19 protein-coding genes, 1 other RNA gene and 2 pseudogenes are annotated in these 19,886 nt (G+C 64.8%); 7 read left to right on the top strand and 15 right to left on the bottom strand.

Features of this window, described 5'->3' with window-relative positions; all coding sequences use genetic code 11:
• Nucleotides 1-58: 58 nt before the first annotated feature.
• From F7R02_RS17220 to F7R02_RS17210, 3 genes are all read right to left on the bottom strand, one after another.
• Nucleotides 59-385: an XAC1346 family secretion chaperone gene (locus tag F7R02_RS17220; RefSeq protein ID WP_005921547.1), complete on the bottom strand. Its 327-nt coding sequence runs from the start codon at nucleotides 383-385 to the stop codon at nucleotides 59-61.
• A gap of 228 nt (nucleotides 386-613) precedes the next feature.
• Entirely contained in the window at nucleotides 614-955 is a 342-nt protein-coding gene (locus F7R02_RS17215; RefSeq protein ID WP_003489455.1) for a hypothetical protein, read from the bottom strand.
• 122 nt (nucleotides 956-1,077) lie between these two features.
• The gene (locus F7R02_RS17210; protein ID WP_003489456.1) at nucleotides 1,078-2,253 is read right to left on the bottom strand and encodes a thiolase family protein; all 1,176 of its coding nucleotides are present in this window, start codon (nucleotides 2,251-2,253) and stop codon (nucleotides 1,078-1,080) included.
• A 155-nt stretch (nucleotides 2,254-2,408) separates the two neighbouring features.
• Here F7R02_RS17210 and F7R02_RS17205 point away from each other — a divergent pair, with 155 nt between their 5' ends.
• Nucleotides 2,409-5,249, top strand: a complete 2,841-nt coding sequence (locus tag F7R02_RS17205) for an autotransporter serine protease (protein ID WP_078591082.1) — start codon at nucleotides 2,409-2,411, stop codon at nucleotides 5,247-5,249.
• Nucleotides 5,250-5,310: 61 nt separating this feature from the next.
• Here the strand turns inward: F7R02_RS17205 and F7R02_RS17200 are convergent, their stop codons facing one another.
• The 4 genes and pseudogenes from F7R02_RS17200 to F7R02_RS17185 form a co-directional block, all read right to left on the bottom strand.
• On the bottom strand, nucleotides 5,311-6,411 hold the full coding sequence (locus F7R02_RS17200; protein ID WP_005924809.1) for a Glu/Leu/Phe/Val dehydrogenase dimerization domain-containing protein: 1,101 nt from the start codon (nucleotides 6,409-6,411) through the stop codon (nucleotides 5,311-5,313).
• Nucleotides 6,412-6,567: 156 nt separating this feature from the next.
• Nucleotides 6,568-7,824, bottom strand: a complete 1,257-nt coding sequence (locus F7R02_RS17195; protein WP_139369065.1) for a 2OG-Fe(II) oxygenase — start codon at nucleotides 7,822-7,824, stop codon at nucleotides 6,568-6,570.
• 16 nt (nucleotides 7,825-7,840) lie between these two features.
• A non-coding RNA gene (locus tag F7R02_RS17190) (sX9 sRNA) lies at nucleotides 7,841-7,917 on the bottom strand.
• A gap of 93 nt (nucleotides 7,918-8,010) precedes the next feature.
• Nucleotides 8,011-8,537, bottom strand: a pseudogene (locus F7R02_RS17185) (YgjP-like metallopeptidase domain-containing protein).
• 378 nt (nucleotides 8,538-8,915) lie between these two features.
• On the opposite strand from F7R02_RS17185, the gene F7R02_RS17180 reads away from it, so the two are divergent.
• On the top strand, nucleotides 8,916-9,089 hold the full coding sequence (locus F7R02_RS17180) for a DUF1328 domain-containing protein (RefSeq protein ID WP_003489471.1): 174 nt from the start codon (nucleotides 8,916-8,918) through the stop codon (nucleotides 9,087-9,089).
• A gap of 158 nt (nucleotides 9,090-9,247) precedes the next feature.
• Here the strand turns inward: F7R02_RS17180 and F7R02_RS17175 are convergent, their stop codons facing one another.
• Nucleotides 9,248-9,502, bottom strand: a complete 255-nt coding sequence (locus F7R02_RS17175) for a DUF2789 domain-containing protein (RefSeq protein WP_003489476.1) — start codon at nucleotides 9,500-9,502, stop codon at nucleotides 9,248-9,250.
• 173 nt (nucleotides 9,503-9,675) lie between these two features.
• On the opposite strand from F7R02_RS17175, the gene F7R02_RS17170 reads away from it, so the two are divergent.
• On the top strand, nucleotides 9,676-9,942 hold the full coding sequence (locus F7R02_RS17170) for a DksA/TraR family C4-type zinc finger protein (protein ID WP_005911632.1): 267 nt from the start codon (nucleotides 9,676-9,678) through the stop codon (nucleotides 9,940-9,942).
• A 183-nt stretch (nucleotides 9,943-10,125) separates the two neighbouring features.
• Here F7R02_RS17170 and F7R02_RS17165 read toward each other — a convergent pair whose 3' ends face one another.
• The 5 genes from F7R02_RS17165 to F7R02_RS17145 form a co-directional block, all read right to left on the bottom strand.
• Nucleotides 10,126-10,719, bottom strand: coding sequence for a mechanosensitive ion channel family protein (locus tag F7R02_RS17165; protein ID WP_033484245.1), 594 nt, complete (start codon nucleotides 10,717-10,719; stop codon nucleotides 10,126-10,128).
• 430 nt (nucleotides 10,720-11,149) lie between these two features.
• Nucleotides 11,150-11,335, bottom strand: coding sequence for a hypothetical protein (locus tag F7R02_RS17160; RefSeq protein ID WP_003489485.1), 186 nt, complete (start codon nucleotides 11,333-11,335; stop codon nucleotides 11,150-11,152).
• A 190-nt stretch (nucleotides 11,336-11,525) separates the two neighbouring features.
• Nucleotides 11,526-12,902, bottom strand: coding sequence for an Hsp70 family protein (locus F7R02_RS17155; protein WP_078591084.1), 1,377 nt, complete (start codon nucleotides 12,900-12,902; stop codon nucleotides 11,526-11,528).
• Nucleotides 12,903-13,055: 153 nt separating this feature from the next.
• Complete coding sequence (locus F7R02_RS17150) at nucleotides 13,056-13,529, bottom strand: FKBP-type peptidyl-prolyl cis-trans isomerase (RefSeq protein WP_011050866.1); 474 nt, start codon at nucleotides 13,527-13,529, stop codon at nucleotides 13,056-13,058.
• Nucleotides 13,530-13,869: 340 nt separating this feature from the next.
• Nucleotides 13,870-14,919, bottom strand: coding sequence for a cation diffusion facilitator family transporter (locus F7R02_RS17145; protein WP_139371087.1), 1,050 nt, complete (start codon nucleotides 14,917-14,919; stop codon nucleotides 13,870-13,872).
• 114 nt (nucleotides 14,920-15,033) lie between these two features.
• On the opposite strand from F7R02_RS17145, the gene F7R02_RS17140 reads away from it, so the two are divergent.
• Nucleotides 15,034-15,369 carry a zinc ribbon domain-containing protein YjdM gene (locus F7R02_RS17140; protein ID WP_003489493.1) on the top strand — a complete coding sequence of 112 codons (336 nt, stop codon included), beginning with the start codon at nucleotides 15,034-15,036 and terminating at the stop codon, nucleotides 15,367-15,369.
• 611 nt (nucleotides 15,370-15,980) lie between these two features.
• On the opposite strand, the gene F7R02_RS17130 is transcribed toward F7R02_RS17140, so the two are convergent.
• On the bottom strand, nucleotides 15,981-17,099 hold the full coding sequence (locus F7R02_RS17130; RefSeq protein WP_059028646.1) for an alkene reductase: 1,119 nt from the start codon (nucleotides 17,097-17,099) through the stop codon (nucleotides 15,981-15,983).
• A 221-nt stretch (nucleotides 17,100-17,320) separates the two neighbouring features.
• On the opposite strand from F7R02_RS17130, the gene F7R02_RS17125 reads away from it, so the two are divergent.
• The 3 genes from F7R02_RS17125 to F7R02_RS17120 all read left to right on the top strand — a co-directional run bounded on the left by F7R02_RS17125 (nucleotide 17,321) and on the right by F7R02_RS17120 (nucleotide 19,544).
• Nucleotides 17,321-18,532 (top strand): MFS transporter, encoded by a 1,212-nt coding sequence (locus tag F7R02_RS17125; RefSeq protein WP_139371088.1) that lies wholly within the window; start codon nucleotides 17,321-17,323, stop codon nucleotides 18,530-18,532.
• Between the two features lie 165 nt (nucleotides 18,533-18,697).
• Nucleotides 18,698-18,868 carry a hypothetical protein gene (locus tag F7R02_RS26415; RefSeq protein WP_015462988.1) on the top strand — a complete coding sequence of 57 codons (171 nt, stop codon included), beginning with the start codon at nucleotides 18,698-18,700 and terminating at the stop codon, nucleotides 18,866-18,868.
• A gap of 220 nt (nucleotides 18,869-19,088) precedes the next feature.
• Nucleotides 19,089-19,544 (top strand): PA2169 family four-helix-bundle protein, encoded by a 456-nt coding sequence (locus tag F7R02_RS17120; RefSeq protein ID WP_078591086.1) that lies wholly within the window; start codon nucleotides 19,089-19,091, stop codon nucleotides 19,542-19,544.
• A gap of 224 nt (nucleotides 19,545-19,768) precedes the next feature.
• Here the strand turns inward: F7R02_RS17120 and F7R02_RS17115 are convergent.
• Nucleotides 19,769-19,886 (bottom strand): annotated as a pseudogene (locus tag F7R02_RS17115) (IS5-like element ISCARN85 family transposase); the annotation flags it as partial.

Raw genomic sequence — 19,886 nt, 5'->3', positions numbered from 1 at the left:
CAAGCGCGCCGGCACATGGCCGGCGCGTTGCGGGTGCTGCGAAAGGGGGGGGACGGACTCAGTGCTGCGCGTGGTCGGCGTCGTGCTTGTCGGCATTCTGTTCGGCCTTGTTGGCCATTTCGCGCGTCTTGTCGGCGGTGGCATCGGCTGCATTGGCGGTGGCGCGGCTGGCGTCTGCGGCCAATTCGCGCGCAGCCACGCGTGCGTCGGCGGTGGCGGCCTTCGCTTCCACTGCCGCGCGGTCGGCGGCCTGTTCGGTCGCGGCGGCGGCGTGCTTGGCGGCAGAAGCGGCATCGCGGCGGGCCTGCTCGGCGTCCGGGCCCTGACAGGCAGCAAGGGTGAGGGCGGCGATGGCGCTCAACGACAGCATGTGGATCGTCTTCATGGTGGTCCTGTTCCTGTTCCGGTGTTGGAAGCCGGAGCTTATGCAGGAGGCGATGCAGTCTGCGTCAATGCGCAGCCGGCCATTCAGCCGCCGGGGAGACAGGCGCAATCTTGCAGGTTGTTCGTGTTCCTGTCGGCGGGCACGGCGTGCGAGGTTTGAATCGCAGGCAAAGAAAAAGCCGCTGGAAACCAGCGGCTTTTTCCGAACTCGCTTGGAGTCAAGAAGTGATTACTTCTTGGCTTCTTCTGCGGTGTCCTTAGCAGCCTTGGCGGTGTCTTCAGCCGTCTTGGCAGCGTCGGCAGCCTGGTCAGCAGCAGCGTCGGTCGCGGCGCCGGAAGCAGCCTGAGCAGCGTCAGCAGCGGTGTCGGCCGAAGCAGCGGCGGTGTTGGCAGCAGCCTGAGCGGCGTCAGCCGACTGCGAGCCCGAGGCAGCAGCCTGGTCAGCAGCGGTCTGAGCGTCGGCAGCAGCTTCGTTAGCCGAAGCAGCAGCGTCCTGAGCCTGTTCCGGCTTCGAGCAAGCGGTCAGGGCCAGGCCCAGAGCCATTGCGATCAGCAGCTTGTTAATGGTCATTGTTTCAATCCTCGTCGTTAGATTAGGCAACGCGCTATTGCGCGCCCCCGACATGATGACGGCCACAAGACGAGTGTCAAGCGCACGCGCATTCAGTTTTGCAAAATCGCCGTTAAAGATAATTAAATCAATTCGATAGCAATGGCAGTGGCTTCGCCGCCGCCGATGCACAGCGTGGCGATTCCGCGCTTGCCTCCGCGGCTGCGCAACGCGTTCACCAATGTCACCACCAAACGCGCGCCGGATGCACCGATCGGATGACCCAATGCGCAGGCGCCGCCATGCACATTGACCTTATCGTGCGCGATGCCGAGTTGCCTGATCGGTGCCATCGCCACGACGGCGAAGGCTTCGTTGATTTCGAACAGATCCACATCGTCCAATCGCCAGCCGAGCTTGCTGACCAGCGACTGGATCGCAGCGACCGGTGCGGTGGTGAACCACTCCGGTTCCTGAGCGTGGGTGACATGGCCAACGATGCGTGCCAGCGGCGTCACGCCACGGCGTTGCGCGTCGTCCGCGCTCATTAGCACGGTGATTGCCGCTCCATCGGAAATACTCGAGGAACTGGCCGCGGTCACGCTGCCGTCTTTCTTGAAGGCTGGCTTCAGCGTCGGAATCTTGGCCACGTCGGACTTGCCCGGCTGCTCATCGCTGTCGACGACGACGTCGCCCTTGCGCGTGGTCACCGTCACCGGCACGATTTCGTCGGCAAACGCGCCGCTGCGCTGCGCCGCCTGCGCGCGTTCCACCGAGGCGATGGCGAACGCATCCTGGTCGGCGCGGCTGAAGCCGAACTTCTCCGCAGTGGCTTCGCCGAACACGCCCATGGCCTGGCCGTCATACGGATTCGTCAGACCGTCCCAGGCCATGTGATCGACCGCCTGAAAATTGCCGTAGCGGTTGCCGGTGCGCGAGTTGGGCAGCAGATGCGGGGCATTGCTCATCGACTCCATGCCGCCGGCCACCACGATGCTGGCCGAGCCGGCCTTGATCAGGTCGTGCCCCAACATGATCGCCTTCATTCCCGAGCCGCACACCTTGTTGATGGTGGTGGCGCCGGTCGAGGTAGGAATGCCTGCGGCGATCGCGGCCTGACGCGCAGGTGCCTGGCCCAGATTGGCCGGCAGCACGCAGCCGACGATGACTTCGGAAATATCGGCAGGCGCGATGCCCGATTGCGCGAGTGCGCCCTGGATAGCAGCCGCGGCGAGCGTGGGTGCCGGCACCGCATTGAATTGGCCGAGGAACGAGCCGATGGCAGTACGTTTGGCAGCAACGATGACGATGTCGGACATGAGCAGATACCGTTTAAAGTGAAACGATTATCTGCCTCATGGCGGCGCCGCGCCAGCGCGCGCCCCACGCGCACGCTTTCCGATTTAAAGTAAGCAAAGCGTTATTCGGGCCCGGCTTGGGCCCCATCCATGGAATGGGTTCGGGGAGAACACCAATGAAGAAGCAAGACGTCGCCAGAACTGTGCTGGCCTCGGCGCTAGCCGTTGCGTTGTCCGCCTGTGGCGGCGGCGGTGGCGGGGGCGGTATCCGTCCAAGCACCCCGGCCGCACCGCCGGTGACCTCGCCACCACTGCCGCCGCCACCGACCTCACCGCCGCCGCCGCCAGTGACGACGCCAACGACGCCGGAGCCGGCGATCGATGCGCATCTGGCACTGACCAACGCGCGTGCGGCGCAGGCGCTTGGCTTTACGGGTGCGGGGTATCGCATCGGTGTCATCGATACCGGCATCAATGCCAATCATCCGGCGTTGCAGGGGCGCGTCAGCGACAGCTTCATCTATGTGGATCCACGCACCAACAACACCGCGGTGGGCGATGTGGTCGGGCACGGGACCGTGGTGGCCGAGCTGGCCGCCGGGCGTGCGGTCGGGCAATGGCCCGGCGGCATCGCGCCGGGTGCGGGCCTGGTGTCTGCGCGCATCATCAGCGACCGTGCGCCGGAGGATGACGGCAGCGGCGACGGCAACGAGGTCGATGGGCCGCTTGGTCTGGGGCCGGTGCATGCCGATCTGATCAGCGCCGGGGTTCGCATCATGAACAATTCGTGGGGCGGCCTGTATTGGAACGACCCGACGGTGACCAATCAGATTGCGCAGGAATACCGCCCTTTCATCCTCAGTCACGATGGGCTGGTGGTGTTCGCGTCGGGCAATGAATCGCGCTCGCAGCCTTCCGATACGGCGGCGCTGCCCAGTCAGCCTGGCCCGAACGGAACGCTGCCGGCGGCCGATCTGGAACGCGGTTGGTTGGTGGTCGGCGCGCTGGATACCGCCAACCCGACGCAACTGGCGTCGTACTCCAACGCCTGTGGTGTGGCGATGCGCTACTGCCTGGTCGCGCCGGGCACCTCGCTGTTCATCGACCCGGACGCCACCGCCGGCAACATCCGTTATTTCTACGGCAGCGGCACCTCGTTCGCAGCGCCGCTGGTCTCCGGTGCGGCCGCGCTGGTGTGGCAGGCATTTCCTTATTTCAACAATGATCTGGTGCGCCAGACCTTGCTGGGAACTGCCACCGACTTGGGGGCCGCGGGTGTCGACCCGGTATTCGGCTACGGCCTGCTCGACGTCGGCAAGGCGGTGCTGGGACCGGCACGCTTCGATTGGGGCACGGTGGATGTCGATGTCACCACCTTGCGTTCGACCTGGGCCAACGACATCAGTGGCACCGGCGGGCTGACCAAGCGCGGCACCGGCACGTTGGTATTGAGCAGCACGGCCAATACCTTCACCGGCGATACCCAGGTACTCGGCGGCACCTTGCAGACCGCCAGCTTGCAGAGTGCGCGCGTGAGCATCGCCAACGGCGCGCGCCTGGTCGGCGCGGGCAGCATCGGTGGTCGGGTCGACAACGCCGGGACCTTGCAGGTCAACGGCGCGACCGCGTCCATTGCCGGCAACTACACCCAGGCCAGCAACGGTCGCCTGGCAGTGAATGTGGGTGACCGTTTGAATGTCGCGGGCACGGCGACCATCGCAGGCGACCTGCAATTGCTCGGTCGGCGCGACTACGTCGTCAACAACACGACCTACGCAGTACTGCAGGCGACCAATGGTCTGCAGGGCACATTCGACACGCTGAGCAGCGGGCCGGCGGTGACCTTTCTTAGCGCCACGCGCAGCTACGACGCCAACACCGCGTATGTGTCGCTGCAGCGCATGGATGTCACCGCGGTCGCCGCGTCGCTGGGCGCGATCGGCACCGCATCGATGGATGCGGCCATCCGCGTCGAGCAGGCGTTCCAGCAGGTCGATGCGCAGCAGTTCCAGGGCAATGGCGCACTCAGCGGCGGCTTCATTCGCGCTGCAGCCGCCTTGCAACAATCGCCCACGGCCAAGGCCGCCGCGGATTCGCTGCGCAGCCTATCCGGCCGTGCGCATGCCGACTCTGCGGCGATGACCTTCGACACCATCGATCTGGGTCGCCGCGCACTGGCAGCGCATTTCGATGGTCTCTCGCAACAGCCGCGTCTGTTGGGCAACTGGCAGCGGGCACTTGGCGGGCCGGGCGAGGGCGGTGCAACCACTTCGGGCTTTGCCACCTCCGGCTGGATGATGGGCAACGATCTGCGTTTGGCCTCCGGTGCGGTCACCGGGTTTGCGTTCGGCGAAACGCGCTCCAGCAGCCTGGGCGACCTGGATGGGGCACGCGGGCGCAATCGTCAGGTGCAGGCGCAGCTGTATTGGGGCACGACATTGGGCGCCGCGTACACGTTGGGCCAGATGGGCTTTGGCAACGTCAATCGTCAGATCGAGCGCACCCTGCAGCTGGGCGAAGACCGCAGCAGCGCCTTCAGCGACTACAGCGGCAGTTACCTCAGCAGCAATCTGGAAACCGGGTACCGCCTGGGCGGTGCGCATGCGAGCCTGACGCCGTATATGGGCCTGGATTATGTGCGTTTGCGCAGCGATGGCTTCCGCGAAAGCGGCGGCGATGGTTTCGGCCTGCGTGCCAACGCGAGTACGTCCTCGCGCGCGCAGGCGCTTGCCGGCGTGCGCTCGGCGTATCACTGGCGCGGTATCCAGTTGGGCGGTTACGCCGAATGGCAGCAAGCGCTGAGCAGCGATGGCTTGACGCTAGATGCCAGCTTCGTCGGGGTGGATGCGTGGGCACCGCTGCGTGGCATGCAACCGGCACGCTCGGGTGGTCTGTTCGGCATCACTGCTGCAGCACCGCTTGGCCAGCAGAGCCAGCTGCGTTTCGGTTACGACCAGCGGGTGGGCGAGCGCGGCGACGACCGTGCGCTGAGCCTGCGATACAGCGCCGATTTCTGATCGGCGCCTTGCCTGGCTGAGGCATGTGGTCCCTGTCCAGGCAGCGTGCCTGGACAGGGTTTCACTCGCCGCGCAGCTTGTGCAGGAAGCGCGGTGCGGTGCGGCCCAGCGGCAGTTTGAGCTTGCTGATGGCTTCGATGCGCGCTTCGGCAATCTGATCGGCCGCCTGCTGCGGCGAAACGTCCAGCTGCGTGGACAGATCGAAAACCTTTTCCAGGTTGTGATAGATGCTGCGGATCAGCCGCATCGCGCGTTCGCGGTTGTAGCCGTCGATCTCCAGCGACACATTCATCACCCCGCCGGCATTCACCACGTAATCGGGCGCATACAAAATGCCGCGCCGATGCAGCTCTTCGCCGATGGCGGCGCTGGCAAGCTGATTGTTCGCGGTGCCGCAGATGATCTTGGCCTTGAGTTGCGGCAGCGTGTCTTCGTTGATGGCGCCTTCCAGCGCGCAGGGAGCAAATACGTCGGCCGATACCTGATGGATTTCATCCGGGCGCACCGCTTCTGCGCCGTATTCGGCCACGGCGCGGTCGACCAACGCCTGATTCAGGTCGGCTACATAGAGTTTTGCGCCGCGCTCCTTGAGCAGCTTCACCAACTCCATGCCGATATGGCCCAGCCCCTGGATCGCGATACTGGCCTTGCCGACTTCTTCGTGGCCGAGCTTGCGGTTGAGCGAGGCCATCAGCGCCTGCAGCGCACCATAGGCCGTGAACGGGGCAGGGTCGCCGGAGCCGCGGTGCACCTGGTGCACGCCGGTGACGTACTCGCTTTCCAGGTAGATCTGCTCCATGTCGTTGACGTCGGTGCCGACGTCCTCGGAGGTGATATAGCGCCCGCCGAGGGTGTCGACGAATCGGCCGAAGGCGCGGAACAGCGCTTCGGTCTTGTCGGTCCGAGGGTCGCCGATGATGACCGCCTTGCCGCCGCCGACATTCAGGCCGGCCAGGGCGTTCTTGTAGGTCATGGTGCGGCTCAGCCGCAGCGCGTCGTTGAGTGCCGCCTCGCTACTGGCATAGGGGCGCATCCGCACGCCACCCAACGCTGGCCCAAGGCGCGTGCTGTGCAGGGCGATGATCGCCTTGAGTCCGGCATCGCGGTTGTGACAGAAAATCACCTGCTCGTGGCCGGTGGTATCGAGGGTTTCGAAAAGCATCGAAGGCTCCGCGGGGCTGCGTGATGTGCCTTCCCTGAAGCCGGGCATGCACCCGTGCCGTGGGAAACAAAAAACGCGACGTTTGCAGATCCTGTCCGATCACGTCGCGCTGCAACATTTTAAACCACGTCGGTAGTGGCTTGTGCATGAATCTGTTCACCAATGCCGATAGCGCTGCTGGCGGAACCATAGCGTCCCCAACCATTTGCTGCCTGCCGTGACCGGCAGACCGGCGTGCAGCGAATCGGCGTCCGGGCGGCCATCGGCATGCAGGTTGTCGAAGCAGACCAGCGTGCCGGGGCGTGGCCGCACGCGAACGCCAGCGATCGGAAATTCGGTGTCGCCACCCGCGCCGACGTCGTTGAGATAGACGCAGACGGTGCGCTGGCGGTTGCCGGCGGCGGGACGGTCGGCGGCGATCGTTCCGGGCGGCAGATAGTCGCGGTGCGCGCGGTACTGCTCGCCCGGCGCGTAGCACAGCACCGAGAGCGGTTCTGCGTGGGCGAGCGGTAGCTGTGCGCAGGCTGCCAGTCGTGCCTGCGCGGCACGCGCGGCGAAGTCTTCGATGATCGGGTCCAATGTCGCACCGCGGCTGGTGCGGATCGGTGCGCGCTGGGTGCTGGCATCGTTGGGATCGATCACCTTCGAGGCACGCAGATGCGGTCGCGCCAGCAGCATGAGCAAGCGACATTCGTCGGCCGACAGGACCGCGGCATATTCTTCGATGCGTGGGGCCGTGTGGCGTCGCACCGGGCCAACACGCGGTGCGAATGCGATGCGGTGATCGGCGGTGTCGTCTGCGGGGTCTGGCGGCGCGATGTCCACCGCCGGTAGCGCGGTCATGCCCAGGGGCTGCAACTGCTGCAAGAGCTGTGCAGCGGCATCGGGCTGGGGCGGCACGCCTTCGCCACGCAGCAGGCGCTCGGCCAACAGTGCGGCCGACACGGCATCGCCGCCTGCCGCCGCACGTTCCAGCAAGGCGACGCAGTGCCGTTGCCGCTCCGGATGCGCCACACGCCCGTGCTGGATGGCGATGGCGCGTAGCGCTGGCGGGTAGTCGGCAGCGGCTGCCGACTGCAGTCGATCCTGTGCAGTGCCGGCCAGGGCCAGCGGCTGCTCTCCCACAGCCAGGGTCGCCAGCAGATAGCGTGCTGCCGCAGCGCCCTGCCGCTCGGCCAGCTCCCAGTGCGCACGCGCCTGACCGACGTCCATCTCGCAACCGACGCCATAGGCACGCATGCGCCCGGCTTCGACCTGCGCCAGCGCATCGCCGGCGGCGGCACTGCGCGAATACCAGGCAAACGCGTCTTCCGGCTGGCCGGCACGCACCAGCGCCTGGGCCAGCGCGTTGATCGCGCCGGGTTGCTGGCGTTGCGCCGCGCGGGTGAGGTCTGCAAGAGAGGAGGGTTGCATGCGCGCATCCTAGAGTGGCCGACACCACGTAGCGAGCGGTCGTCAGGCGGAGGTAGGCGGCGCGCTCGGGACTGCAGTGTACGAGGGGGACCTGCTCATTCCGAGCACCGGCCGCGTGCATGCTCGCCTGGCGGTGAGCGCAGTGGTTCGGTCAGCCGCGCTTCGTTTTGCACGCGTCCTGCACGATCAGCGATCGGTGGACAGGGCTAATTGCGTCAGATACAGACGCAGGTCGAATTCCAGCTGGTGATAGTCCGGGGTCATGTGGTTGCAGAGCTGGTAGAAGGCCTTGTTGTGATCGGCCTCCTTCAGGTGCGCCAGTTCGTGCGCCACGATCATCTGCAAGAACGGTTCCGGCGCGTCGCGAAACACCGATGCGATGCGGATCTCGCGGCTGGCCTTCAAACGGCCGCCGTGCACGCGCGAGATCGCCGTATGCGTGCCCAGGGCGTGCTTCACCACCTGCAAGTGATTGTCGTACATCGCTTTGTGCAAGGTGGGCGATGAGCGCATGTAGCGCTCCTTCATCGCCTTGACGTACTCGTAGAGATGGCGATCGGTGCGGATCGCGTGTCGGTCCGGGTAACGCCGCGCCAGCACGGTGGCGAGCTTGTCCTGTGCGATCAGCGCGCGTACCTGATCCAGGACGGCGGACGGATAGCCGGTGAGGTAGCGAAAGTGTCCATGGCGATCGGTCGCGGGCAAGCGCGCATGATCGCCGATGTGTCAGCCACTGACCATCCACGCGTGCGGACGCGTGACTACCGACCAGTTGCGCATGCGCACCGAGAGTCGATGGGGCAAGCGCGTGCATCGGTTGCGCTCAGTGCGGCTTGCACGATGCAATGCGGATGCGGCGCTTCGTCCGTACGGGCGTTCCCGCGCGCATCTTTAATCATTTCTCCAGGAGCGCGCGCGATCGCGTGGACACGGCGCTTGCTCTGTGAATGCAATGCCCGTATTGCAGCGTGTGTCAGGCGTATTCACGAGTGCGGCACATTCGAATCGTTAGCGTGCGATGCATGTTTTGTGGCGCTGCGCCGCAAGCACACGATCGAACAACGGCACGGTGCCGACGAGGAGACAACATCATGATCAAGTGGGCCATCATTTTCGCAATTATCGGCTTGATCGCCGGTGCGCTGGGTTTCGGCGGCATGGCCGGCGCGGCGATGGGTATCGCCAAGTTCCTGTTCTGGGCGGGCATCATCATTGCCATCGTGCTGTTCGTGCTGGGCATGACGATTGCCAAGAAAGTGACCTGACGCATGCTGCACAGCCGGGTAGGCGCATCGCTGTCCGGCTGTGTTACCTGTGATGCGAAGGAGCGGCCAATGGCCGCTCCTTTCTTCTGCCGAGGCGCTGGCGCGCATGTCAGCTGCAGGCGATCTCAAGCGTGGCGTACGCGAAGCGCGCGCCTGGCTCAAACACCGGTATCCTCGGCAGTGGTATGCAGGGCGATATTGAGCTGATCGATGGTCACGATCCAGTCGGCATCGTCGAGGCGTTCTTCACGCAACAGCTGGGATTGGGCAGGCGTCCAGAACGGTGCTTCTTCCAGGCGCATATCGCCCGGCAGCGGGGAGTGCTCGGCAATGAAGCTGCGAATGCTGGCCTCGTCGGACGGCAGGCCGAGTTGGGCGAAGAGTTCGGAAAACGGGTGGACGGGCTGTTCCATTGCTGTTCCTTCGTAAGTGCGGATGACGGAGTGCCTGGTCACTTGCCGCGCGTGGCGGCAGTGGCGTTGGCTCGATGCTAGTTCAACCAGCTTGAGCGTACTGTGCACATGCGGCTTGGATTTGCCTGCGCGAATGACCATATATGTGTCCAGACCAGCGAGGTGTAGCGATCATGGCGACCGGATGGGCGGGTGATGGAGCGGTACAGGACCAGATCGATGCCACTGTCGACGATGCGATCAAGCGCGCACGGAGTCAGTTGCATCACGGGCCGAGCCTGACGCATTGCGAAGAGTGCGAGGCACCTATTCCCGAGGCGCGCCGCAAGGCAGTGCCCGGCGTGCATTTGTGCGTGAACTGCCAAGAAGCGCATGACTTGGAGCAGGCTGCGCAAAGCGGCTACAACCGTCGCGGCAGCAAGGACAGTCAGCTGCGTTGAGTGGTTGAGGGGGCATCTCCACGATGCAATTGCGACCGCGATCCCGGCATACGGCGCCGCTATCGCAAGCGTGCAACGCAGTGGAGCTTGCTGTAGTCGTTGGGGCTTGCCGCTTGCCGCCGTCGACGTGTTTGGGTTCTGCCACTGGCGAACTGGCTGCAGCAGAGCGTCTTCGCCTTGCGCCTAGTTGGCGTTGAAGCTGCCGGTCTCGCGCCAGCGACGCGTGGTGCGCTGGAAAAACAGGCTATTGGGGACTTGCAATACGCTGCCGGCACGCTCGCCGGTTTCTTCCAGCGTGGTGTAGATCACGTTGATATCGATCACACGTCCCTTCAAGCCGGGCTTGTCGCCGCCTTCGAGTACCTCGATGTGATCGTGCAGGCGAAACGGCCGCGTGGTGATGATCAGGAACGTGCAGAAGATATTGGACAGTACGCTCCATGCAGCGAAGAAGGCTACTGCGCCGACGGCTGCGAACCCGGTGAATGCGGTCCATAACGTGCCGCCCGAGACGCCGATGACCCGCAGCACCATCAGCAAGGCACTGATAGAAATGATGAAGCTGCCGACGCGGCGGATACCGATCATCATTTCGGCGGGCACGCTGTAGCGTGTGCACAGCCGCCGCAGCAGTTGCCGGAGCAGCAGGCGGACCAACGCGGCAACTGCCAGAATCAGCACGATCTTGACCGTCGGTACCGCAATCGCCAGCCATTCCGGATTCCAGTGGGGCAACAGGCTGCGGATCATGGCGGGCAACGCATCGGAGGCGGACATCACATCGTGCAGGATCAAAGGGGCATCCATTGTAGCGGGCCAACTCTGCGCTGTAGGTGCGCAGAGTGAATGCATGCTCATCTGCGAATGCAGAAGTGCGGCAGATGGCAGGCACTCCATGAATGCATGCCTACCCGCGCATGCAGATGGAGTCGGTGGGTGCAAACCCGGCATGTTCGCGCGGATGCGGCGCAAGGTGCCGACGCGCCCGTAGCGTTCGGTCGCCGCGCATCGGCAACCCGTGCGAAGTCATTGCGCAGGTCATCGCCAGATGCGACACGACGTCGCATTGAAGTCGCATTCCTGCGCGATGCGGATGAATGACATCGACGGACGCCAGAAACAAACATGCCACCTTGCGGTGGCACGTTGGTACAACAGTTCGACTTCGCGGCACCATGCATTGCAACCTGCCGCGTGGTTGGCTGCATTAGGCAACCTTGTCGCCGTCGTTGCGCGCCGGGCCGAAGTTGGTGGTGAGCACTTCGATCCGGCCGCCGGTCTTGCGAAACGCAGCGATGTCGGCAGCGATGCGCTCACGACTGAGCGGCTGCGACTTACCTTCGCTGCGAGCGATGCTGGGCTGGGATTTCTGCTTGGTCGCGGGACGTGCCATGTGGCCTCCTGTAGCGGGGAAGTGCGGTGACACCGCATGCGGCTAGGGTGGCGCGCGCGGAAGCGGTGTCGAGAGTGCGACGGCGTTCGGTGCGCCATCGCGTTGGCACGCTGTGCGTGCCGTTGCAGGCAAGACGGCTAGGCGTCTTGCCTGCAACCACTCATTATAGGCAATGAAGTGGCAGCGCGTGTTAATCGTCCGACGAGCGGGCTGCCTGCGCGGCCGCCCAGGCCAATCCCTGGACCACACCGAACGACGGATCGCCATGCACCAGGCGCGATTCGGGGAACGCAGCGGCCACGGTCTCGCGGATATAGCCGGCCCGCGACATGCCGCCGGTGAGGAACACCGTCGCCGGTGCGGCCGCCATGTCGGCGCGCACCTGTGCCAGCAGGCCTGCGAGTTCGCCCAGATAACTGGAAGCGGACGCGACCAACGCATCGGCCTGCAAGTCCACGCCCAGGCCGCGCTCGATGAAGTCCAGCGCGGCCTGGTGCCGATCCAGCTGGCTGAGCGCGATCTTGCAGGCTTCCACGCCGCGATACAGACGCGCGGTGTTGCCGGTGTCCTGCAGGGCCTGCAGGCGCTTGTGGAAGGGGGCGGGCACGTCCTGGTACTTGTGCAGGCGGAATTCGCGCTGTCGCGTCATGTCTTGCACCATCGCCGCCTCTACGTAGTGGTGGGTAGGCACGCGCGTGATGCCGCGGCCGAACAGTGGCATGTAGGCCGCCAGGCTCAGCGCCAGATCGATATCGGTACCGCCACGCGCGATCCCCCAGGCACGGTGTACCTGCGGCGCAGCGCTGCCACCGACGCTGGCATGGGCAATGTCGGTGGTGCCGCCGCCGATATCCACCACCACGGTGTCGTGGCGGCTGTCGTGGCTGACGTGGTAATGCATCGCGGCCGCTGCAGGTTCTTCTAGAAAATCCACGTTGTCGAAACCGGCGGCGATCGCAGCGGTCTGCAGGATCTCCAGCGCCTGCGCATTGCCGGCCTCACCGATGGAACTGCGAAATTGCACAGGCCGGCCCAGGGTGGCGTAACGGATGTTGATGTCGAACTGGCGTGAGGCAGTCAGCCGAATGTGTTCCAGCACATGGGTGGCGATGCCGGTAATGGTCTGGCGCGCGCGCGGATGCAGGTTGTAGCCCAGCATCGACTTGGGGCTTTGCACCAGGCTGCCTTCGCCCTCGAGAAAATACGCATCCAGCGCCTCGTCGCCGTAGACGGCGTTTTGCAGCAGGGCGGCGGAGGTGCGTGGCTCACGCACCCGCTCTTCCATCCACTGCCGCCGCACGATGCGGATCGCGTCGCGGCGCAGGCTGTCGTTGTTGGGGGTGCGGCCGGCAGCCAATGCATCGCGGCGGCCCGAGTCGATGAGCCGCTCCACCTCGTACTCCAGCGCTGGCGTCAGGCTGAAATCGTCCGGGTCGCGCATGGTCTCCGGAAAATACACCGTGGTGCGGAACTGCAAGGCCTCGCCGAAGCGCACCGGCACCACTTGCCCATCGACGATCGCCGCGGCGGCGGAATTGCTGGTACCGAAGTCGATGCCGAGTTTCATGCAGACAGGCCTGAGAGCGGGCCGCGCACTTTACTACGCCTGCGGCACCTGCCGTCGAGAGCGGCAGCGTCGGTGACGCCATGGCCAAACGCGAAAGGGTTGTGTTGCGCACTGGCCCCGCCGCAGCCACGGAGGCGCGCGGCGCGCGCCGGGTCAGGCCGCCAGCTCGGCCACGTGACCGTCGTTCAATTCCTGCGTGGTGGCCTCGCGCACTGCCACCACTTCGACCGCAAAGTGCAGTGTTTGCCCAGCGAGCGGGTGATTGCCGTCCACGGTGACCTGATCCGGGCCAACCTCGGTCACGGTGACCAGGACCGGACCCTGCTGCGTGCGCGCTTCGAACTGCACGCCGGGTACGACGTCGACATCGGTCGGAAACGCATCGCGCGGCACCTGCTGGATGAGCTGCTCATGACGCGGACCATAGCCCTGTTCGGGCACGACGTCGGCGGTGAGCGTATCGCCCAGCTGCTTGCCTTCCAGTGCCTGCTCCAGGCCGGGCACGATGTTGCCGGCACCATGCAGATAACTCAGCGGCGTGTCGGGCGTGGAGCGGTCCAGCACTTGGCCGTTGTCGTCGGAAAGGGTGTAGTGAATGGTCGCAACGCGACCCTGGCTGATTTCCATTGGAAACCTCCATGATGGATGATCGAAGGGAATGCATCGGCTGATTCACGATGCGAAGAGGTGTCGCACGCACACCGTAGGCAATCGCACCACATCATGCAACCGCAGCCGGTTTTGCGGTTGAGGCGGGGATCAGCTTGGCGGCACAACCGCCACGACCAGGCTCGCGCCAGATGCGTCGGCACGACAACGGATTGAAGCGTGATGTGCGTCGGGCCGACCGTCCGCAGCGCGATCGGCGATTGCGGCGTTGGCGCTGCGTTTGATGGACCAACGCAGCGCCGTGGTGACCGGCAGGCATGCATCCACGACGTCTGCATGCCGCACGCTTCGGTCGGCCTCAGTCCGGCTCTGTTCCGCTCTGGATCTGCGCCCGCCGTGCACGCCAGGTTTCCGGGGTCTGCGGCTTGACGAACAGTGCGGTGAGTTCGGGATGTTGCTGCTTTGCAGCGGCTTCCATCCGCCCGACGCAGGCCTCGATCTGCGGTGTGGTGCGGCTGTCTTCGAACTCGGCGCTCAAAGCTGCCACTACCTGGTTGGGGCCCATTTGCATGGTGAGCACGCCATTGGCCGCACGCACGTCCGGGTCGCTGGCGGCGATGCGCAACAGCGAGTCGGTGACATGCGCATGCGCCGGCTCGCCGATCAGCAGGCCCTTGGTTTCGCGCGCCAACAGGAATGCAGTAAACGCCAGTACCCCGGCGATGCCGATCGAAGCGATGCCGTCGAGTTCGGGCATGTCGAACAGTTGCGCACCGGCCAGACCGAGCAGCGCCATCAGCAAACCGATCAACGCAGCGCTGTCTTCCAGCAACACGGTGAAGGTGGTGGGGTCCTTGCTCTGGCGAAATGCCTGGAAATAGCCCATGCGGCCTTTCTTGGAGCGAAATTCGCGCACCGCCACCACCCATGAAATGCCTTCGAACACGATCGAGACGCCGAGCACGCAGTAAGCGACCAGATGGCTCTTGGCCGGCTCCGGGTTGCGCAGATGCACGATGCCTTCGTACAGCGACACGCCTGCACCCATCGCGAACACCAGCAGGGCGACGATGAAACTCCAGAAGTACAGCTCGCGCCCGTACCCGAACGGATGGGTTGGAGTGGGCGGCTGCGCGGCGCGGCGTAAGCCATACAACAGCAGAACTTCGTTGACGGTGTCCACCAGCGAGTGCACGCCTTCGCTGAGCATGGCCGAGCTGCCGGAGATGCCGGCGGCGATGAACTTGGCCACGGCAATGGCCAGATTGCCCGCCAGTGCCACGTACACCACCACGTGCGAACCTTTAGGCTTGCCTGGGCCATTGCCGCTGGCCGAGGGCTCGCTCTGTTCGACGTGAGGGGAGGACGGGTTTGTGCGCGGGGAAGGGGGCACTGGCTGATTGGACACGCGCGACCTGCGGGGCATTCGACAAGCGCCGCACTATCGCGCCATCGCCGTGCCGGGTGCGTGATCGCGTGGCAGGGCGGCTACAATCCACGCCCGCTTCGATCGAGGAATTGCATGCCTACCGTCCCCGCGTGTCCGCAATGCGGACTGGAGAACACCTATGTCGATGGCGCGATGTGGATCTGCGCCGATTGCGGCTTCGAATGGAGCGCGGGCGATGCCGCGGCAGACACGACGGTGGTGCGCGACAGCAACGGCAACGTGCTGCAGGCCGGCGACACGGTGACCGTGATCAAGGATCTCAAGGTCAAGGGCTCGTCGATTCCGCTCAAGCAGGGCACGGTGATCCGCAATATTCGCCTGGTCGAAGACGACGCCGAACACATCGAGGGCAACTCGGAAAAGATCAAGGGCCTGGTGTTGAAGACCTGTTTCCTGCGCAAGGCGTAAGCGCGGTTGACCAATGGCGCTGCAGTGTGCGTTGGCGCGAAGTCAATGCGCGATGTTCCCCGAATGCGCAATGCACCTGCGGATAGGGCATTGCTGGCCAGTTGCGCTAATCGCGCGGATACACTGATGCCACCATGCAGCCGGTGCCGATGTAGCTGGCAGGCCACAGCCAACGACCGGGCTGCCGAGCAGAACCGCGTCGAGCAGGAGCGTCGCGCTCATCCTTGGCAATGAGAATGTCGCATCGTTGGCCAGCGTTGGCGTGCTGGCAATCGCGACGGTAGCGCGCGCACGCGCCGCGGCGAGGTCACGTGCCGTGATGGGGCGTTGCGGATCAGAAGGCCCAGGTGGCGACTGTGGGGCGCGCGTGGCAACTGGCGAAAGACCCAATGCCAACAACGCATGATCACATGCGCGCGTGCGATGCGCAGGATGCCAGCAGCGGTTCGCCTGGCAATCGCCGATAGGCCGCATCGCGCCGGCGGCTGGCATGCGAGAGAGGCGGCCGGATATCCGCCACCAGCAGGCATGCAGTGCATCGGCGTCACCCACAGCGACCGCGCCGTGCCAGCCGGCAGGCGCGGTCGCGTGGTCAGGGGCTGATCAGGCGATTACTCGGGCAATGCGGGGTAATCGGTATAGCCCTTGGCACCGCCGCCGTACATCGTTGCCTGGTCGAGCTCGGCCAGTGGCGCGTTCTCGCGCAGGCGACGCACCAGGTCCGGGTTGGCGATGAACGGGCGGCCATAGGCGATCGCATCGGCGTAGCCGCTGCTGATGGCGTGTTCGGACATGCCGCGATCGTAGCCGTTGTTGGCGATCCAGGCGCCGTCGAACTTGGCGCGCAGCGCGGCGTAGTCGAAGGCGATGTTGTCGCGCGGGCCGCCGGTCGCACCCTCGATCACGTGCACGAAAGCCAGCCCGCCGATCAGGTTGAGGCGCTCGACCGCACGTTCGAACAGCGGCTGCGGGTCGGAGTCGTGCGCGCCGTACACCGGGGTCACCGGCGACAAGCGCACGCCGGTGCGCTCGGCGCCGATTTCATCGGCAATCGCCTGCACCACCTCGGCAAGCAGGCGGGTGCGGTTTTCGATATCGCCACCGTAGGCGTCGGTGCGCTTGTTGGAGCTGTCGCGCAGGAACTGGTCCAGCAAATAGCCGTTGGCCGCATGCACTTCCACGCCGTCGAAGCCGGCATCGATCGCGTTGCGCGCCGCGATGCGGTAGTCCTCGATCAAGCCGGGGATTTCGTCCAATGCCAGCGCGCGCGGCTCGGACACGTCTTCGAACCCGTTTGGGGTGAAGGTCTTGCCCTCCGCGCGAATGGCGCTGGGCGCAACCGGCACTTCGCCCGGGGGCAGCACACTGGTGTGCGAGACGCGGCCAACGTGCCACAGCTGCAGCACGATCTTGCCGCCGCGACGATGCACTTCGTCAGTGACAGCGCGCCAGCCCTCGATTTGTTGCCTGGTATGGATGCCGGGCGTATCGAGATAGCCCTGGCCCAGCGGACTGATCTGGGTGCCTTCGGCCACGATCAGGCCGGCGGTGGCGCGCTGGCCGTAGTACTCGGCAGCAAGCGGCGAGGGCACCTGGCCGGCGACGGCGCGGTTGCGCGTCAGCGGGGCCATGATCACGCGGTTGGCAAGATCCAGTGCGCCCAGGCGCACCGGGGAGAACAAGGGGGATTGAGTGGATTTGGACATCAGCAACCAGTCGAAATTGATCACGCGCCAGGCGCGACGCCGCGCCGATCGCGGTGCTTCGTAGCGATGGTGGTGGACTCAAGCAGATTCGAGCGATACAGATAGGACACAGCGTCCCTGTCGCGTTGAAAGCGGCGTAATTGCGATGGATTAGGCGCTGGCGCCCAACCGGGTCGTGGTGTCGCGCTTTCATGCTCTGCTGCGTTGCACAATAATAGACCGCCCCCGCATTCCTGGAGTCGGGCATGACCGATACCGATCTTTCTTCGCCACGCGTGTCCCGGCGCGATTACGTGCTGATCCTGCTTGCGCTGGCGATGGGCGGCTTTGCGATCGGCATCAGCGAATTTTCCACCATGGGCCTGATGACGCAGATTGCGCAGGGCTTGCAGATCACCGAGCCGCAGGTCGGTCACGTCATCAGCGCGTATGCATTGGGTGTGGTGGTGGGTGCGCCCTTGCTGGCGATCCTGGGCGCGCGCTGGCCGCGGCGCACCTTGTTGCTGCTGTTGATGGTGTTCTATGCGCTGGGCGACGTGGCCAGCGCATTGGCGCCGAGCTACCACGCCATGCTGCTGTGCCGCTTCATCGCCGGGCTGCCGCATGGCGCCTACTTCGGCGTTGCGTCGCTCGTGGCCGCATCGATCAGCCCACCCAATCAACGTGCCACTGCAGTGGGGCGCGTGTTGTTGGGTTTGAGCGTTGCGCTGCTGGTGGGCAATCCGCTGGCGACCTGGCTGGGGCAAATCGTGAGCTGGCGCTGGGCCTATGCATCGGTGTCGGTGATTGCGCTGGGCACGGTCGCCGCTGTGGCGGTCCTGTTGCCGCCGCAGCCGGAGGAGCCGCGTCAGCAGCCGCTGCGCGAATTGCGCGCGTTCAATCAGCCGCAGGTGTGGCTGGCATTGGCGATCGGGGCGGTGGGTTTTTCTGGCATGTTCTGCGTCTTCAGTTACCTTGCGCCGACGTTGACGGCAGTGACCGGCGTCACCGCAGCGCGCATTCCGTTGGCGATGGTGGCATTCGGCGTGGGCGGGGTGCTGGGAAGCATCCTGGGCGGTTGGTTGTTCGATCGCATGCAGTTCCGCGCGGTGCCGGTGTTGCTGGTGTGGTCGGTGGTGGTGATGTTGACGTTTCCGCTGGCAGCGCAATCGGCCGTGTGGGTGTTCGTCTCCATCGTGGCGGTCGGCACCATGGGGGCGCTGGCGCCAGCCTTGCAGACACGCTTGATGGACGTGGCGGCAGAAGCGCAGACCCTGGCCGCAGCCTCCAATCACGCAGCGTTCAATACGGCCAATGCATTGGGTCCATGGCTGGGTGGCATGGCGATCACGGCAGGCTGGGGTTGGACCTCTACCGGTTACGTCGGCGCGGCCACCGCGCTCGGCGGGTTGCTGGTCTATGCAGCGGCGGTGTGGCAGGAACGTCATCAGCAACGTACGGTATTGAGGAGTTGCTGAGTTGCCGGTGCCGCGATGCGTCGAGCGTCCGCGACGCCGTTTCGATCGGGTGGCAGCACTTGCGCCGCTGTGCAGCGATCCGCAGCAGACCACGTGGCATCGCTACAGCCATCTCACAGGGCGTCGGCGAGACTTCGCACTCAATCAAGCGGACCGAACAGTGCCATGAACGAGTTCACTCCACCGCCGTGGAAGCGCCCCAATCCCAGGGGCAAGGCGAAGTCGACGCCGTTGACCGATGCGCAAAAGGCAGCCGCCAAGCAGCGTGCTGAAGAGGCGGGGCGGCCGTATCCGAACCTGGTCGATAACATGTGGGCCAGTCGCCAGCCGAAGTGATCTTGACCTGCTGTTGGCATGGATGAATTGCAATTCATCGCCTGCACGATGGCGTGAGGATGATGCCCACATCGCTCACATATCGATTATGCGAGCGACGCGAGGATGAGGCCGTACACAACGCGACGGTACTGCAATCAACCCATCGATTGACTCACTTCCGAAGCATGCGCAGTGATCGCACAGCGCAGCGTCGGTCCATTCCAACCAGGAGCCCTACATGAGCATTCAGAGCAAAACCGAGCATAGCCTCAACGACCTCATCGCCATCTCGCGCGACGGCAAGGACTTCTACGAAGAAGCCGCGGCCAAAGTGGGCGATGCCGAGCTCGCGACGCTGTTCCGTCGCATTGCCGGCGTCAAGACCGACATCGTCAACAGCCTGAGCAGTGTGGTCACCGCCGTTGGCGGCACGCCGGAACAGCACGGCACCATGGTGGGCAGCATGCAGCAGTTCTACGGCAAGGTCCGCGCGACCCTGGGCGACACCAAGTACGGCTATGTGGCCGAGCTGGAAGAGTCCGAAGACCGCCTGTTGCAGGCTTTCGACGAGACCATCGCCGACCAGGACACTCCTGCTGCCGCACGCGACGCCGCGTTGCGCCTGCTGCCGGAAGTACGCGCTTGCCATGACGTCATGCGTAACCGCAAGCATGCGATGAAGAGCGCTGCGTAAGCTGCGCGTTGAACCGACGTGCATCGTCACCGATCCGATGCAGCTCGGGAGTAGGACGATAAAGGCGGAAACGGGTAGCGCACGCTGCCCGTTTCTTTTTGTGTCGCGGCGCGGCGCGAGTGCAGACCTGACACCGCAATCGCAGTCCACGCAGTATAAAGAGGTTCCACATCCGCGTCATGCATGCCGGCATATTCGGCACGCGTCGGGTCTGCTAGGGCCTGTTAACACATCCGAAGCCCATCAACGACTAGGACGAAGCTGAGGAATCCAAGGAACATGACATCCAGCTTCTCGAAGCGCGAGAAAATCCGGCGGTAGCCTTTCAAGCGACGGAACAGT

It is taken from the genome of Xanthomonas cissicola (assembly GCF_008801575.1).
GTDB lineage: Bacteria > Pseudomonadota > Gammaproteobacteria > Xanthomonadales > Xanthomonadaceae > Xanthomonas > Xanthomonas cissicola.
Note: the sequence above shows the minus strand (reverse complement) of the source record. Positions and strands in the feature narration are given on the sequence as shown.

Bases quoted from the DNA above. Each gene is read 5' to 3' on its own strand.
- F7R02_RS17220 (WP_005921547.1), bottom strand. From the start codon at position 385: ATGAAGACGATCCACATGCTGTCGTTGAGCGCCATCGCCGCCCTCACC.
- F7R02_RS17215 (WP_003489455.1), bottom strand. From the start codon at position 955: ATGACCATTAACAAGCTGCTGATCGCAATGGCTCTGGGCCTGGCCCTG.
- F7R02_RS17210 (WP_003489456.1), bottom strand. From the start codon at position 2,253: ATGTCCGACATCGTCATCGTTGCTGCCAAACGTACTGCCATCGGCTCG.
- F7R02_RS17205 (WP_078591082.1), top strand. From the start codon at position 2,409: ATGAAGAAGCAAGACGTCGCCAGAACTGTGCTGGCCTCGGCGCTAGCC.
- F7R02_RS17200 (WP_005924809.1), bottom strand. From the start codon at position 6,411: ATGCTTTTCGAAACCCTCGATACCACCGGCCACGAGCAGGTGATTTTC.
- F7R02_RS17195 (WP_139369065.1), bottom strand. From the start codon at position 7,824: ATGCAACCCTCCTCTCTTGCAGACCTCACCCGCGCGGCGCAACGCCAG.
- F7R02_RS17180 (WP_003489471.1), top strand. From the start codon at position 8,916: ATGATCAAGTGGGCCATCATTTTCGCAATTATCGGCTTGATCGCCGGT.
- F7R02_RS17175 (WP_003489476.1), bottom strand. From the start codon at position 9,502: ATGGAACAGCCCGTCCACCCGTTTTCCGAACTCTTCGCCCAACTCGGC.
- F7R02_RS17170 (WP_005911632.1), top strand. From the start codon at position 9,676: ATGGCGACCGGATGGGCGGGTGATGGAGCGGTACAGGACCAGATCGAT.
- F7R02_RS17165 (WP_033484245.1), bottom strand. From the start codon at position 10,719: ATGTCCGCCTCCGATGCGTTGCCCGCCATGATCCGCAGCCTGTTGCCC.
- F7R02_RS17160 (WP_003489485.1), bottom strand. From the start codon at position 11,335: ATGGCACGTCCCGCGACCAAGCAGAAATCCCAGCCCAGCATCGCTCGC.
- F7R02_RS17155 (WP_078591084.1), bottom strand. From the start codon at position 12,902: ATGAAACTCGGCATCGACTTCGGTACCAGCAATTCCGCCGCCGCGGCG.
- F7R02_RS17150 (WP_011050866.1), bottom strand. From the start codon at position 13,529: ATGGAAATCAGCCAGGGTCGCGTTGCGACCATTCACTACACCCTTTCC.
- F7R02_RS17140 (WP_003489493.1), top strand. From the start codon at position 15,034: ATGCCTACCGTCCCCGCGTGTCCGCAATGCGGACTGGAGAACACCTAT.
- F7R02_RS17125 (WP_139371088.1), top strand. From the start codon at position 17,321: ATGACCGATACCGATCTTTCTTCGCCACGCGTGTCCCGGCGCGATTAC.
- F7R02_RS26415 (WP_015462988.1), top strand. From the start codon at position 18,698: ATGAACGAGTTCACTCCACCGCCGTGGAAGCGCCCCAATCCCAGGGGC.
- F7R02_RS17120 (WP_078591086.1), top strand. From the start codon at position 19,089: ATGAGCATTCAGAGCAAAACCGAGCATAGCCTCAACGACCTCATCGCC.